Origin of the sequence: Desulfosporosinus acidiphilus SJ4, assembly GCF_000255115.2 — a bacterium.
Lineage (GTDB): Bacteria > Bacillota > Desulfitobacteriia > Desulfitobacteriales > Desulfitobacteriaceae > Desulfosporosinus > Desulfosporosinus acidiphilus.
Genome location: NC_018068.1, coordinates 4,273,387 through 4,286,734, shown reverse-complemented (window position 1 = coordinate 4,286,734; position 13,348 = coordinate 4,273,387). Strand labels below are relative to the sequence as shown.

Annotated in this window: 20 protein-coding genes; all 20 read left to right on the top strand. The window is 40.3% G+C overall.

What is annotated here, in order from left to right:
* Positions 1-2: 2 nt before the first annotated feature.
* Positions 3-467: a DUF5348 domain-containing protein gene (locus DESACI_RS23235; RefSeq protein ID WP_014828987.1), complete on the top strand. Its 465-nt coding sequence runs from the start codon at positions 3-5 to the stop codon at positions 465-467.
* A 142-nt stretch (positions 468-609) separates the two neighbouring features.
* Positions 610-939, top strand: coding sequence for a hypothetical protein (locus DESACI_RS19725; RefSeq protein WP_014828986.1), 330 nt, complete (start codon positions 610-612; stop codon positions 937-939).
* A 268-nt stretch (positions 940-1,207) separates the two neighbouring features.
* Complete coding sequence (locus tag DESACI_RS19720) at positions 1,208-1,474, top strand: hypothetical protein (protein WP_014828985.1); 267 nt, start codon at positions 1,208-1,210, stop codon at positions 1,472-1,474.
* 940 nt (positions 1,475-2,414) lie between these two features.
* Positions 2,415-2,594, top strand: a complete 180-nt coding sequence (locus DESACI_RS25300) for a hypothetical protein (RefSeq protein ID WP_242833094.1) — start codon at positions 2,415-2,417, stop codon at positions 2,592-2,594.
* A gap of 337 nt (positions 2,595-2,931) precedes the next feature.
* Complete coding sequence (locus tag DESACI_RS19715) at positions 2,932-3,912, top strand: ParM/StbA family protein (protein ID WP_014828983.1); 981 nt, start codon at positions 2,932-2,934, stop codon at positions 3,910-3,912.
* 39 nt (positions 3,913-3,951) lie between these two features.
* Positions 3,952-4,332, top strand: a complete 381-nt coding sequence (locus tag DESACI_RS19710) for a hypothetical protein (protein ID WP_014828982.1) — start codon at positions 3,952-3,954, stop codon at positions 4,330-4,332.
* A gap of 10 nt (positions 4,333-4,342) precedes the next feature.
* On the top strand, positions 4,343-5,185 hold the full coding sequence (locus DESACI_RS19705; RefSeq protein ID WP_158310202.1) for a sigma factor-like helix-turn-helix DNA-binding protein: 843 nt from the start codon (positions 4,343-4,345) through the stop codon (positions 5,183-5,185).
* Positions 5,186-5,216: 31 nt separating this feature from the next.
* The gene (locus tag DESACI_RS19700) at positions 5,217-5,567 is read left to right on the top strand and encodes a hypothetical protein (RefSeq protein ID WP_014828980.1); all 351 of its coding nucleotides are present in this window, start codon (positions 5,217-5,219) and stop codon (positions 5,565-5,567) included.
* A gap of 57 nt (positions 5,568-5,624) precedes the next feature.
* Positions 5,625-6,446 carry a 5'-3' exonuclease gene (locus DESACI_RS19695; protein WP_014828979.1) on the top strand — a complete coding sequence of 274 codons (822 nt, stop codon included), beginning with the start codon at positions 5,625-5,627 and terminating at the stop codon, positions 6,444-6,446.
* Between the two features lie 291 nt (positions 6,447-6,737).
* Positions 6,738-7,154, top strand: a complete 417-nt coding sequence (locus tag DESACI_RS19690; RefSeq protein WP_014828978.1) for a hypothetical protein — start codon at positions 6,738-6,740, stop codon at positions 7,152-7,154.
* A 34-nt stretch (positions 7,155-7,188) separates the two neighbouring features.
* Positions 7,189-7,479 carry a hypothetical protein gene (locus DESACI_RS19685; RefSeq protein ID WP_014828977.1) on the top strand — a complete coding sequence of 97 codons (291 nt, stop codon included), beginning with the start codon at positions 7,189-7,191 and terminating at the stop codon, positions 7,477-7,479.
* Between the two features lie 98 nt (positions 7,480-7,577).
* Positions 7,578-7,751, top strand: coding sequence for a hypothetical protein (locus DESACI_RS24640; protein WP_014828976.1), 174 nt, complete (start codon positions 7,578-7,580; stop codon positions 7,749-7,751).
* A gap of 121 nt (positions 7,752-7,872) precedes the next feature.
* On the top strand, positions 7,873-8,475 hold the full coding sequence (locus tag DESACI_RS19680; protein ID WP_014828975.1) for a hypothetical protein: 603 nt from the start codon (positions 7,873-7,875) through the stop codon (positions 8,473-8,475).
* Between the two features lie 74 nt (positions 8,476-8,549).
* The gene (locus DESACI_RS19675; protein WP_014828974.1) at positions 8,550-8,969 is read left to right on the top strand and encodes a hypothetical protein; all 420 of its coding nucleotides are present in this window, start codon (positions 8,550-8,552) and stop codon (positions 8,967-8,969) included.
* Between the two features lie 92 nt (positions 8,970-9,061).
* Entirely contained in the window at positions 9,062-10,159 is a 1,098-nt protein-coding gene (locus tag DESACI_RS23230) for a DnaD domain-containing protein (RefSeq protein ID WP_014828973.1), read from the top strand.
* A gap of 411 nt (positions 10,160-10,570) precedes the next feature.
* Positions 10,571-10,777, top strand: a complete 207-nt coding sequence (locus tag DESACI_RS23855; RefSeq protein ID WP_014828972.1) for a hypothetical protein — start codon at positions 10,571-10,573, stop codon at positions 10,775-10,777.
* A 107-nt stretch (positions 10,778-10,884) separates the two neighbouring features.
* Positions 10,885-11,463 carry an HD domain-containing protein gene (locus DESACI_RS19665; protein WP_014828971.1) on the top strand — a complete coding sequence of 193 codons (579 nt, stop codon included), beginning with the start codon at positions 10,885-10,887 and terminating at the stop codon, positions 11,461-11,463.
* A 22-nt stretch (positions 11,464-11,485) separates the two neighbouring features.
* Positions 11,486-11,896 (top strand): Lar family restriction alleviation protein, encoded by a 411-nt coding sequence (locus DESACI_RS24030; protein WP_014828970.1) that lies wholly within the window; start codon positions 11,486-11,488, stop codon positions 11,894-11,896.
* Positions 11,897-12,064: 168 nt separating this feature from the next.
* Positions 12,065-12,289 carry a hypothetical protein gene (locus DESACI_RS19655; RefSeq protein ID WP_014828969.1) on the top strand — a complete coding sequence of 75 codons (225 nt, stop codon included), beginning with the start codon at positions 12,065-12,067 and terminating at the stop codon, positions 12,287-12,289.
* Between the two features lie 258 nt (positions 12,290-12,547).
* A complete protein-coding gene (locus DESACI_RS19650) occupies positions 12,548-13,348 on the top strand; it encodes a DNA adenine methylase (protein WP_014828967.1) in 801 nt (266 codons plus the stop codon).

The window sequence follows — 13,348 nt, the reverse complement described above, 5'->3', positions numbered from 1 at the left end:
TTGTGTTTTACTTAGATAAGTTTTATACCTCACTAAAAGGCTCCATGGATTTGCTGGAAAAAGCTTGTACTGAAGTTTATGAGGCTTATAAGCGAGAGACAGATGTATTAAAAAGGTCTGAGCTCAGGTACCTACTCCGGATGCTCGAAAATGCAGACGGATATAACTACGCTACTTTATATGGGCATTTAGCCTATGTGATGTCCCAAGATAGACAAGAAGGGACACTGCACCTGAATTCAAACGGCAGGTTCACGCTTGGCAAGAGCAAAATTAATGAATTTACATCGGGGGAGCCAATTGAATTGTACATAGATAAACATGAAGATTACGATGAGCCAGGCTGGTACTTTGGTCGAGTTGAGTATCGTGGAAACGGTTATTACTTCTTTAGTTACCAGGGAGAGCCCATCGACTTAAAGCCGGGTATGAAAGCAGCAAGACGTACAACGAGATCTTGGGCCTAAGGAGATCATCAATGCCCGTATTCTTCCATTCAGTCACTTAGAAATCATTTAAATACTCCACCTAATGACTATATGAACCGAAGTATAATAAACCCATTTTTCAAACTCATCACAACAAATTCATATTAGGGAGAAGAACGCTATGTGCGATGGATGTGACACTTTCCCACTTGGTTGTGGTTCACCAGAATGTCTTACGGGTGAAGAAAATCTGGCAAAAAAATTCATGAGCTATAAAGGCGACCGTTTAACCAATCCTGAATCGGTGAAGGGATTTGAAAAACTCACCAATGATCAGCAACAGCTATTTGAGTCATTCCTGAGTAACTTTTATAAACGTTGGGAATATCCTGAAAGGCATATTCCAGTTAACGTAGCTGCTACATGGGACAAAAGTAGCGGAAAATATCTGAGAGTCGATTTTAAAGATGGTCAATGGTTCCACGTCAAAGGCCCGAATACTTGGTATTAAGATGTTAAGTGCCGAATTATTACTACAATATGCCTCGGTATGTTGGGTTCTTGGGGAAAGTTTGCTTATCTTTGAATTAAAGAAGATTTAACGAGTTATAATTTGTTGCTGAAGTCTATCTGTAAACCCAGGGAGAAAGTCGCAATGAGTAAACTTAGTTCTTACTGAAAAACCTTTTGAAAAGATTAAGTGTAGCTGTTCATGAATTTCTGTTTTAACAAAAGAGAGAATTGTTATTTCAACTAATAACGTTGGAGGAAGGATCTTTATGACATTGGATGAAAATGCTCTAAATCTTTTAACAATTGCTGGATTATCGTTAGTTGCCGCAGGATTAGGAATGTTGCTTAAACCCTTAGAAGTATTATGGTTCTTTTTAGGGTACTTTCTTAAACCATTGGGCATAACGGATACATCTGTTTTACAACCGACGGTTCTTACTTTAGGGAAAATTTTCGTTCTTGTGGGCGCGATAGTCTTATTACTAAACCTTCTCCCTAATCTCATGAATGATAAAACGGATAATGACCTTTAAAAATCCAATAAAGGAAGAATGAGTAGGGAAAGGTATATACTCACGCCTGCCTTCGTATTGAACCCATACTGGTCTTGGCATAGTGTGATAGATTATGATCTCTGTCTTTTTTCGGAACATCAGAAGATTTTTTGAATGCCAACCATCAGTACCAGGTAAAAAAGGTAAAAGATTTAACAGCATTATTAAGTTGATGAACGCAAGAAGGAATACAAAGATGAATAGGCTCTGCCAAAACAGGGATAGGTTTATTAAACTTAAGTGCGTAAAAAGAAAGCCAAAACATACGAAGGCTGCTAATAAGTTATTGGCGCTCCCCCCCAAGACGTAAAAAAATAAATGTTTGACCGGTAGAGGTGTATCCGCTAGCTCAGTAGTACCAGGACTCCCTTTTATCGGTATAACTAATGAAACTGATATTTTTATACCGCAAATTATAAAAGTCCTTTTTAAATGAGGGCCAGAAGATCCAATTCTGACGGATTTAGCAGGTTGACCGATCAACAGGCTTCCAATTACGTGTCCTAACTCGTGAATTAACGTGGATAGCCAAATTGATAGATAAAATGAAAAAAGCAAATAGATACCAATACATAAGATGATGATAAATACTTTTTGCTGTAATAAAACTCGACTCACGCCTCCCATCTCTACATATTAATTATCTTATATCCCCTAGCAAGATATTAACCCTAGGAGGTGATATTACAATTGACTAATTGGTTCCAAATGCAATATAAGAAATTTTATTTCAAAATGCCACAAATTCTTTATGATGGGTGAATGCTATGTGCGATGGATGTGATTCTTTTCCGGGCGGTTGTTGTTCACCAGCGTGTCTGACGGGAGAAGAAAATCGGGCTGAAAAATGGAGGAGCAATAAAGGCGACAGTTTATCAAATCTCAGGTCGGTGAATGGTTTTTCGGGAAACTACCCAAAGTGCAACAGCAACTATTGGAATCGTTTCTGGATAATTTTTATAAGCGCTGGTCATATTCCGAAAGGCATATTCCAGTTAAAGTAGCTGCCACATGGGACAAAGGTAGCGGAAATTATGTAAAAGTCGACTTTGAAGATGGGATGTGGTTACACGTCAAAGATTCGAATACTTGGTATTAAGTTTAATCGCGTACTCATTGTAAATACATGAAGGGGTGCTAAGGCGCCTTGGTAATGTACCAAAGCCTTACGGACTCTACCTATAGCATAAATCCAATGATGGAGTCGACCAAAAGGCAAAGGTTATAAGTCCATCGAAAAATGAGAGAATAATCCAGCGATTTTGTTGAACAAGTTTCATAACGACCAATACTCCTTCTGTGCCACATATTACCATGTGTTGGCTGTATTTTCTATACTCTTTTTTAAGGAACCAATCTTAGACAGCGTGAAGATACATAACGGATCATCTTTTAGAAGATCAAAAAACTCAAATATCGAAAGGAGTTGGGTCTCTTTGAACCGTCTTCCAATTCTCGCCGTTGATGTAGGGTACAAAAAAGTAAAGTATGTATCCCATCAGCACGAAGGCATTTTCAACGCAGTCATCGCCCCTGAAAAAACCGTTATGAGTGACACTTATTCTGCAGTTACAAAGTCAACTCCAATAATTGTTGATGGAACAGCTTATTGGTTTGGGAAAGATGCTCTTTATCAACCAACAGCTGTCACGTCGGCCAAGAATCAACGCATGACCACTGAGTTAGCTAAAGTTTTAGTGGCTGCAGCTGCGTGGGAGTCCAGTCTAGAAGGAGACATTTTTCTTTCCACGGGGTTACCTTTAGATTTATTCAAAGATGAGCAAGCGATCACAGAAAAAGCTTGGTTAGGGCAACAATTGACGATAGAAAAAGGTGGAACCCGACGAAAAATCCATATTAAAGCGGTAGAACTTTTACCCCAGGGAATCGCTGCTTTGTTATATGCACTATCCTTAAAAACTATAGCAGAAAAGTGGCCAACTTCAGGATTAGTTACCCTTATTGATTTAGGAGAAAGGACGACAGACGTGGCTACGGTCCGGGCTGACACATTAGAGCCAATTAGAGGCCTATGCTTTTCGATTGAAGTGGGAGTTCGAGACCTCAAGCAACAGATACTTAGAATAGCTAAGCAAGAGCTTCCCCTAATTCCTGAATTCATGGCTGACGATCTCCTTAAAACAGGTACCGGAATATACCGCCGACAACGTTATGATTTTACACAAGTCAGAAGGGATAGCATTGAACAATTCGCTCATCAAATCGTTGGAGAATTGCAGACGCGGTTTGCGGCCAGCGATTCCCTTATAGCGTTGGCCTTATTAGCGGGAGGCGGAGCTGAGGTTCTCGGAGAGACTATTTCACGTATCTATGATGCTGAAGTTATAGAGGAGCCGACTATGGCAAATGTCTTGGCATATTATCAAAAAGCCGCCGCCCAAAAGTTTTTCAGTTAAGTATCGTAGCTTGGTATTTTGAACCAAGGAGTGGTTATTATGCAGAAGGAGGACAGGCCTGGCAGTTTTCCTCTGACAATTCGTTTTACAAGAGAGAAAGACACATATTATGATCAGCTTCTTGCCGCACCCGATCCAAGAAAGTTCATTAAATCTCGCCTTCAAGACGCAGCCACTCCTAGTGTTAATTCTAACTATAAACCGAGAGATCCGTTGGAACGAATCGCGGATAGCTTAGAACAAATCGTAAACCTCTTAAAAAATGGATGTGTTCCATCAAACCATGGGCCTATCGAAGCCGCGATTGACAATGACGCTGATAATATCAGGGAAGAACCGGTTTATAAAACAGAATTATCAAAACGATTTTCCAACATTTTAGGAGATGCTCTCAAATCGAAAGATTGGTCCGGTTTTTAAAGGGGGTGGAATGTTGAGTATTCAAGAACTTCAGAGATTTCAAAACTATAAGTTTCGAGTAGAACATTTACTTTCTGCAATCGATAAGCTTGAAAAGAAGCTAATGAATTTACGAATTGGGTATCAGATCTTACTAAGAGTCGTAAAATTCCAGGTGTCTCGGAGAACTGTCAAAATAACAGCCTATCGAACGTCCCATCAATTGTACCAAGAAATCATACACCTGCGGAGTCTTCTGAATTCTGAGCGTTATCAATTATATTACAGCTATTACAATACGGCGAAAACAATTGAAGGCAAGCTGAAACTTATCGAAAAGCAGAATGAGCGTCAGAATTTTGGGCGGGAGGCTCTAAGAACTATTAAGTATATCAAAACGACGTTTCGTCGGAAGGTAAAGGTTACTTCGAAACGTAAAGGAGTTCGCAGTCTAGAGGATCGTACCAGATTGAGAGTCATCTATGCTGATATACAGGACATTCTAACATATTTGGAAACTGGAAGCCCTCCGCCATTAAGGAGAGACCTTTCAAGAAGAAGCAGAAAGCAGCGGGAAGTTTTCTTTAGCTCAATGACAGATTGGAAGCTGGAACGAATCCTTGTTTCAAGAGAGTCGGTCATTCGACCCAATCGTAATCTACCAGAGAATCGAATACTGGCATATTACTTAGGTCATTTAAGTGAGCGTGAACGTGAGGCCTTTACTCTTCATCACGGCCAAGGATTAGCGGTTGGAGAAGTGGCTAGAATTATGAGATGTACTGTTGGCACGATCGATCAGCTACTCTTTAGAGCCCATCGAACGCTTGAACTGGTTAAGCAACGTGGAGAACCTCCACCAACATTGTTTTGACCCATAATCCATACCAAAAGGAGGTATAAACATGGGGAATTCACTCACGAGTTTTCCTTTCAAAATGACAACTGATGAACTGTCATCATGGGCAAAGGGAGCTTTTCATAGTGGAACAATGTATAAACGGGTCGTTAACCGTAAGAGCATTGAAGATATTTATGTTCTTGGAGTTTATCGTAACTGGATTAGCATACAGGGGATAGGTAACGATCATTGCGTACAACTTGGAAATTTGCTGGCCAGAGAGGAAGAATTATACGTACAAAATGAAAAGGGTCAGTGGAAACTTGTTCACCCATTTTTTCGGTATGATCTCAAGGTTGAAAGTATAGAGAGACAACATGAAACTACAGAACAATTAGAACTCTTTGCAATGTAATAAGTAACCGGTTGCCTGAGCGAACGTTAGGCGTAACGATTTTTAGGAGGTGAAAAAATGCTTTTGCTTTTTGATGCCAACAACGTGGTTGCAAGATATTTTTACGGAAGGCCACCAGTTTTTGATGCCAGAGGACATAATATTCATGCAGTTTCGGGCATCGTTAATTTAGTCCTACGATATTATGCAGCTTATAGGCCTAGTAGACTTATCGTCTGCTGGGATTCTGAAGGGGTAACATTTCGCCACAAACTTTATCCCGACTATAAGGCAACCAGAAAACCTGCTCCAGCAGAATTAATAGAGCAAATTCCACGTGCTAAGAAGGCACTGGAGAACCTTAATATTCCCCAAATTGCAGTCAATGGCTATGAAGCAGATGATATTATCGGGACACTCGCTTCAAAATCTGAAGATGTTGTTAGGATTGTATCCGGAGACAGAGATCTGTTTCAACTTATTAGTCGAAACATAACGGTCGATTACCTTAGAGCCAGAAAAGGCCCACAGCCGTTGACCCTGCTCAGACACGAAGAAATCTATGGAATTGACCCAGGACAATGGGTGGATTTTAAAGCTCTGGTTGGCGATCCGACCGATAACATTCCCGGAGTTTTGGGCATCGGTGAAAAAACAGTTTGGCCATTATTAAAACAAGGACTTACTCTAAAAAATCTTCTTGAATATCCGGATATTCTACCGGTTAAGGCGGCAAGGAAATTATTGGACTGCAAAGAGAAAGCGTTACTAAGTTGGGAACTTACTAAAATTAATTGTTATGTACCGTTGGAAATGCCATTAAACTTTGTGGTCGATGTTCAGTCACCGTTATCACAAACAACATTACGAATTCTTGGCGTAAAGAATAAAATCGCATAATCAGAAAAAGGTGTTAAGAAATGAAATCGAAACGAGAGGACCTTATACATTCTATTTCGATGATTAGAGATTCAAAAGACTTGCCGAGTTTGAATAATATCGATGATTTAAGGGTCGTGATGAAAATGAATCAAGAATGTAGGGAATGCAGCAGGAGCGTTTATCATTATGGCCAATGTACGGGCCGAGCCAGTGCGACGCCCTGCTTGATATTCAAGCAAAAAGCATTTATTAACCCTGTAATGTAAGGCTTACAGTTTAATCTAAACTCTTAAATTTGGGAGTGAGACTATGCTAAATTTCCAGAAGGAAATCGAACGGATACTTAAACAAGCTGGTGATTATCCTTCTTTCAGGCTGGATGAAGAGTTTTCAAAAATCTTCCGGATCTCGGACGTCCTTTTAGAGGTAAGTAAAACAAAGGATGCAATAGCCATAATCATTGGGAGTGCACGTTTTGAGTTTCTGAGTCTTCCTTACAACTTAGCTTGGTACCCAATACAAGTTATTGAAGGTGATGAGGTGATATCCATTGTTATAAATTACGAGAACGGACGCGCTTATAGTGCCCGAAACTGGCTTGATTTCTGGGATAAAGCTGAAGAAGTGGCGAAGAATATCACGGATACGGATCCAGAGACTTTGGTATTAGAACATAAGCAGATAGCTGAAGGAATTGCATTTGAGCAAATGTCTTTATGGTTATAACTAATGAATTTAGAAGAATAAGGAGTTTAAAACTATGTCTGAAGAAAAAAGTGCGTCGACTCTTTGCCAAAATATTAGAACGTATCAGGATGCTCGAGGGTGGGAATATTTCGTCCGGCCTGGAATTGGTGGTGATGTCTTTAAGACGTTTTATCGGAGACTTGGCAGTAAGAAGGAACGGGGTTACACGCATCTACCTTGGAGGCACAGCTTCGGCGAAGCCTTAAGGGACCTCGAGCAATTAGCAGCTCTAAAAAAGTGGAAAGCAGTGTCAAGCTTACTAATCAATATACGTTTTGAAATTCGTGAGGGGGACAAGTTGTGAATACTTATGCGATTACACTTTACGATACACTTGAGATTGTGAGTAATGTTCTCCGGCGAAGAGAAGGTTGATTAAGAACGGAGGTTAAAGAACTACATATGAAAGAGCAAGAAAAAAATGTCGCTTATAGCGAAGCGGCTGAAAAAGCAGAATTTAAATGTAAGCATTGCGGAAACGAGCGAATTCAAAGCAGAGATAATTATTGTTGTATCTGCGGAAATTTGGTTAAAGATAATCCAGTAATCATTGATTATTTTTCTCAAAAACAATAGGGCATATTAATTCCTTTTTAAAGTATGTGGTTTCGGTCCTACACTCAGGACAATAACAAGCATTTTCGGCGCAAGATATTCTATCTTCGTAATTGTTGCAGTTGAAAGGGTGATTAATGCTATGGAAAAGGTGATTTCTTTAAGTGAATATGCCATTGAAAAGTCACTAGAAGAATTGAAAAATAGAGATTTACTACGTTTGGAACCCACAGCAGAAGATAATGAATCAATGAAAATTCAGTTGAATCCAATGCCTATATGTTCTGAGTTAAACTATATCAAGCGTATTCAATACCCAAATTATCTGTTGAGTATCGCCCAAGATAAGGACATAGAGGGTGGGGCTATTCTAATGTATGCCATGCATACATTGGCCGTTAAAGATTTGGAACGTTTAGCACTATTGAATAGGGCAAAGAAAATCAGAGTAATAAGTTTTTCGGAGGTAAAGGAGGAAGCAAGTTCTTATGCAATCACGAAAATTCAATACAAAGCTAAGGTAAATAATAAAATTTCAATATTTACCGCTAGCATCCAAATTGCTCAACTCCAGTTTATGTGTGGTATCTTAGATGCCAACATTGATTTGGAAAAGTCCATCATGGAAAAAAATGGTCATTACCTAACTATAAGCGATGATGCAAGGGATCGTTTACTGTCTTTAGCAAAAAACTATGGGCTAAATGTTATCTGTGGCGACAATCAATTGTTCTATGAAAAATAAGGTGAGAAGAAAAAATGAAGGTCATGCAATTAAGACAAGAAAATGAGAATTTATATTTATGAGGAAGATGAGTCATGAACGAGTGTTATTTCTGCCTTCTTCGTAACGACCACGGTGGAAAATGCGAGGGTAAAATAAGCACTATTCCATGCCTACTATTCAAGCGAGATCCACGTGGTTGCAAAAAATATCTCGAAAACATAAAATTTGACGTTCCCTTTGGAATAAACATCCCGGAAATAGGCAAGGAAACTACCGACTGGACAATGCGAGGGGTAGCTAAAACATTGACTATCACAAACATTCGCAAGGTGGAATGGCATACCAATGCCAAGGGGTTACATGGAGTTCATTTTTGGGTGGATATTTGGTACTGGTCAGACGAAAATGGAGAATTACCACCAGAAAGGCCGAAGCTGAGGCTTGTTAAGAACGAGGGAGAGCAAGGAGTTGAAAAACTAAGTTCCCGTAATAGACACCAGTTTACTCACTAGTAGTTAAGATCTTTTTATCTCAACAAAACTGTTTTTTAACAAAGCGGCAACATAGGACTACAAAAAAGGCATAACGGGAGGAAGTGGAAATAATGGCGTGGATACCAAGTAACCAAGAAATTGCTAGACATCCAAAGACTAAACGGTTAGCCAGACTACTAGGAGTATCTCTCCCAACAACGGTCGGGCACTTACATTTTTTATGGTGGTGGGCGCTCGATTTTGCTCAAGACGGTAATTTAACTGAGTTTGATGCTTTCGATCTTGCCGCAGCCTCTGAATGGGATGGGGATGAGAAAATGTTTGCAGTGGCTCTAATAAGCTCCGGCTGGATTGATGGCAATCCTGAGGATCCTGATGGACCGAAGCATATTCATGATTGGAAGGAATATACTGGAAAACTCATAGAGAAGCGCGAAGAAGATGCGGCAAGAAAGAGAGAGGATCGAGAAAAGAAACGATTGCAAAAAACGAAGCATTTCAAAATACCATCAGATACTTCATCGTCATCCACAGAAAAAATTCCACTTCCAAATACCTCGATGTCCCAGGAAAATCCCTTGCCTTTGGACGAATCATCCTGCATTGGTCCAAAGGATGACAAGGGGTCGTCGGTTGGAGTTCCGTTGGATGGGGAGCCTGTAATTTTAGTACGTCCAACGGACGTCCAACGGACGTCCGTGAATAATCCTGAGCCGTCCAACGTAACACTAACACTAACAGTACCAGAATATAAACCAATTATTATTGATGATGATGATGATGCACGCGCGCGAACTGAGAAAATGGAAACAGACGCGGGAATCGGAAATCTTGCTATAGAGTTCGCCATGGAAAATTGGGGTCGTGACCTTGTTCCATTCGAAAAGGCCAAAATTATTCAACATTGTCTTGATTTGGCGAGAGATGGTAGTTGCGATCCGGATGGAATGTTAATTAAAGCAATCGAGCGAAGTCTTGATGCAGACAAGAAGCTGCCCTATGTCCAATCGATCATAGAAGATTGGCGACTTAACGGAATTATCGATCATGCAGGATTAGCCAAACTTGATGGGGATCGTAAAAAGGCACGTGTTGAAGATATCAAGCGCCGAGGTAATAAAGAAAGAGGGCGTACCAGAGATACAGGGCATGCGTCGCCTTCCGGAGTCGCTCTCAAGGGTGAAAAGTACGCAAATTTTTATCTCTGAAGGTGTATTTCTGGGCAAACGACAAAATAATCCATAAACGGTACACTCATAAATAATTTAGGATGCACTTGCCTGATGACTTATACTTGCTTGATAAAAACGGCGCGAGTGAGAAAAATGGGCAAATCGTATCCGAATTGGGGAAATTCGTATTCCAAATGATGAGAACTATGCACAGGGGAATATAGGGTCTCCCTAAAACTACAAGTAATTGTCTAAGCTTAGAAGTATAATGATTAGGGGATATGAGGGGGAAAGTGAAGCTTGGAAACTTTGGTTTTAAACTCTTAATAGTTTATGAGCTAAGTTCGACAGATACCTTTTTGATAATCCCTCTAACGCATTGATAACATGCCAATAGGTGCCTGCAAAAGAATATACCGGCACTAAAGATAGAGAGGGGTCGAAATAATGAGTAAAACTACCAAGTCCGAAAGTACGAAGACTACGCTTCTAGCAAAGCAAATAAAATGTGTTCAGTGTCAAAGCCGTGGAGTAAGAAAAATCGGAACAAGTCATTATTTCTGCGCGGAATGCTGCACGGAGTTTACAATTTTCGGAGACAGCGTGACTATGTACTCAATTAGTACCGATGGAGGCTTGCTAAAAATAAGTTAAGGGTTATTGAAAGAGGGAAAGGCGAATGATCCACGTTCTAATCGTAATTGGTCTTATGGTGGCCCTGGCCGGCACAATGACATGGGCTCAAGAAGAGAGGGATTAGAGTGAAAACGTTAGGTTCCGTGGGTACCCGCAGCCTATTGTTTGGAGTGCACCAGTTCTTGTGGCATCCTTTCACTGTCTGGTTAGCGTGGAGAGAGCTTTATGGCCCGCCAAGCTGGAAAGAAACCATTTGCATAGTCCTTCATGATATAGGTTACTGGCACAAGAAAAGTATGAATGGCAGCGATGGAGTGAATCATCCGGAAGCTGGTGCGGAATTGGCTGGTCGACTTTTCGGAGAAGAGTGTCGGCAGCTCGTACTTGGTCACAGCCGCAGCTATGCCCAGAGCTATAACATGAAACCCAATAAACTTTGTTGGGCGGACAAGCTTTCGATTAAATATGAACCTTGGTGGCTCTATCTGCCTCGTGCTTGGATGAGTGGAGAGCTCATGGAGTACCGGGGCATGGCCGATCAAACAGGATTTATTAATAAGAGGCAGCCCCATCGAGAATGGCTCAGCCGGTTGAAAGAGCAGATGATTGAGCAAGCCTATGAAGAAGTAGAATTGGCAGGGCTAATGTCCGGCCCAGAATGTCGATACCCATATTCGATAAATCGGTCCAGTGAATATATGTAATACGAAACAAGGAAGGGGTAATATGGAAAACCTATTACCTTGCCCTGAGTGTGGAGGTCAACCAAAATTAAGTTCACTAGAGCCTGAATATCAAAATATGAAGTATTTTTGCGGTGTTCACGTTGCTTGTGGTGACTGGAAAAAGACAGAAGCATTGGCGGCAGTAGATTGGAATAAACGCGTTCAAGAGTACAAAGACGCTTTACAAAGAATTAAGACTCCCGGCACACCTGAGTTTTTAGAAATACAAGGGAATTTAAAGGCATATGTTTGTTGCGAAGATTGTGGGTATATGACAGATACTATGACAATGAAAGATTTGATATTTAAGCTTAGCATGGATGGCGGTTATATTGTAAGTGATAAAAATGGTGGATATTTTAGTCAATGCCCAAAATGCGGAAGTGAAAAGTTATCACTCGAAACTACTTAATTACACACTATTGACTGGAAATCTTACCAGTAATTTCTACCATATAATCTGAGGAGTTCCTCATTATGAATTTGAGAGACAAAGCAGGTAGAAAACCTCTTGCAATTTTCTCGAAACAGAGCGTTAATGGACACACAATCATAGGGGACTCGAACATAGGGGGTAAAAATGGGAGATAAAAAGCCAATCGAAGAGACGCTAAAAGGGCTCCTGGACACGGCGATCGCTCGGATGGAGAAAATTGGGGGACAAGGCCCTAAAGCAGAAATAGCCAACATCCGAGAAATTAATAAAATCAGAGAAATGTACATGGAGTTGGTTCGGTTTTGGGGAATGGAAGAGGGTTGGATTGCATCCTTCAATGAGATTGACGAAGCATTTGGGCTGAAATAGAACCAAGGGAGCGAATAAGATGGCACAGCATCCCGTAACATCTATGACACCAAACTATAGAAAAGTCCAGACGATCGACGGTACGATCTTTGAATTACTTGCTGAAAATGAATTAATAATTTATGCAAGAAAAGCACCACAATTTTTGAGGTGCTTTTCTTGCATGTGGGAGACGAAGTTGATAAAATAACTATAGAACATACGTTTTGAATATATTAAACAAACGTTCTATAATTAGCATTACGAGGAGTGAGGATAATGAATAGTCCGATAAAATGGATGGGTGGAAAATTTCGCTTAAGAAATAGGATCCTAGAGATGTTGCCCCAAGATCATCTTTGTTTTGTTGAAGTATTCGGCGGAGCAGGATGGGTACTCTTCGCAAAATCCCTCTCTAAAATAGAAGTTCTGAATGATGTCAACGGAGAACTTATTAACTTTTTCAAAGTCGTTCGTGACAAAACGCAGGATTTTATTCGAGCATTTGAATATCTTCTGGTCTCCAGGCAGATTTTCGAAGAGTATAAAAGAGCAAATCCGCAAGAATTAGATGATATAGAACGGGCCGTCCGATTCTATTATTTAGTGCATTTCAGCTTTGGGGCAAGGATGCAAAGTTTTATCATTAGTCCTACCGGCGTTAGACTTGTCCTTAAGACCTTGGAACAAGAAATAAAGCAGACTAGAGAAAGGCTCTTAAATACCATCATTGAAAATCGGGATTTTGAGAAGTTAATTTTAAGTTACGATCGACCCTCTACATTATTTTACTGTGATCCTCCCTATTATGGCTTGACGGGGTATAGTAGCCAAGGGAGTAGGGTATTCACAGTAGAGGATCATATCAGGCTCAGAGACGTTTTATCTCGCCTCCAAGGCCGATACTTACTAAGCATTAATGACCATCCAGATATTAGAGAGTTATATAACGGATTCAATATCGAAGAAGTAAGCCTTCGCTATTCCGTTTCTCGGAAAGATAAGAGTACTTTAAAAAAGGAACTGCTTATATCGAATTACTATAATAGCAATATAGCTAATAGCCAAATAGCTGCTTAG

Bases quoted from the DNA above. Each gene is read 5' to 3' on its own strand.
- DESACI_RS23855 (WP_014828972.1), top strand. From the start codon at position 10,571: ATGAGTAAAACTACCAAGTCCGAAAGTACGAAGACTACGCTTCTAGCA.
- DESACI_RS19720 (WP_014828985.1), top strand. From the start codon at position 1,208: ATGACATTGGATGAAAATGCTCTAAATCTTTTAACAATTGCTGGATTA.
- DESACI_RS19650 (WP_014828967.1), top strand. From the start codon at position 12,548: ATGAATAGTCCGATAAAATGGATGGGTGGAAAATTTCGCTTAAGAAAT.
- DESACI_RS24640 (WP_014828976.1), top strand. From the start codon at position 7,578: ATGAAAGAGCAAGAAAAAAATGTCGCTTATAGCGAAGCGGCTGAAAAA.
- DESACI_RS19685 (WP_014828977.1), top strand. From the start codon at position 7,189: ATGTCTGAAGAAAAAAGTGCGTCGACTCTTTGCCAAAATATTAGAACG.
- DESACI_RS19705 (WP_158310202.1), top strand. From the start codon at position 4,343: ATGTTGAGTATTCAAGAACTTCAGAGATTTCAAAACTATAAGTTTCGA.
- DESACI_RS19655 (WP_014828969.1), top strand. From the start codon at position 12,065: ATGGGAGATAAAAAGCCAATCGAAGAGACGCTAAAAGGGCTCCTGGAC.
- DESACI_RS19695 (WP_014828979.1), top strand. From the start codon at position 5,625: ATGCTTTTGCTTTTTGATGCCAACAACGTGGTTGCAAGATATTTTTAC.
- DESACI_RS19675 (WP_014828974.1), top strand. From the start codon at position 8,550: ATGAACGAGTGTTATTTCTGCCTTCTTCGTAACGACCACGGTGGAAAA.
- DESACI_RS19710 (WP_014828982.1), top strand. From the start codon at position 3,952: ATGCAGAAGGAGGACAGGCCTGGCAGTTTTCCTCTGACAATTCGTTTT.
- DESACI_RS19700 (WP_014828980.1), top strand. From the start codon at position 5,217: ATGGGGAATTCACTCACGAGTTTTCCTTTCAAAATGACAACTGATGAA.
- DESACI_RS19690 (WP_014828978.1), top strand. From the start codon at position 6,738: ATGCTAAATTTCCAGAAGGAAATCGAACGGATACTTAAACAAGCTGGT.
- DESACI_RS19680 (WP_014828975.1), top strand. From the start codon at position 7,873: ATGGAAAAGGTGATTTCTTTAAGTGAATATGCCATTGAAAAGTCACTA.
- DESACI_RS24030 (WP_014828970.1), top strand. From the start codon at position 11,486: ATGGAAAACCTATTACCTTGCCCTGAGTGTGGAGGTCAACCAAAATTA.
- DESACI_RS19725 (WP_014828986.1), top strand. From the start codon at position 610: ATGTGCGATGGATGTGACACTTTCCCACTTGGTTGTGGTTCACCAGAA.
- DESACI_RS23230 (WP_014828973.1), top strand. From the start codon at position 9,062: ATGGCGTGGATACCAAGTAACCAAGAAATTGCTAGACATCCAAAGACT.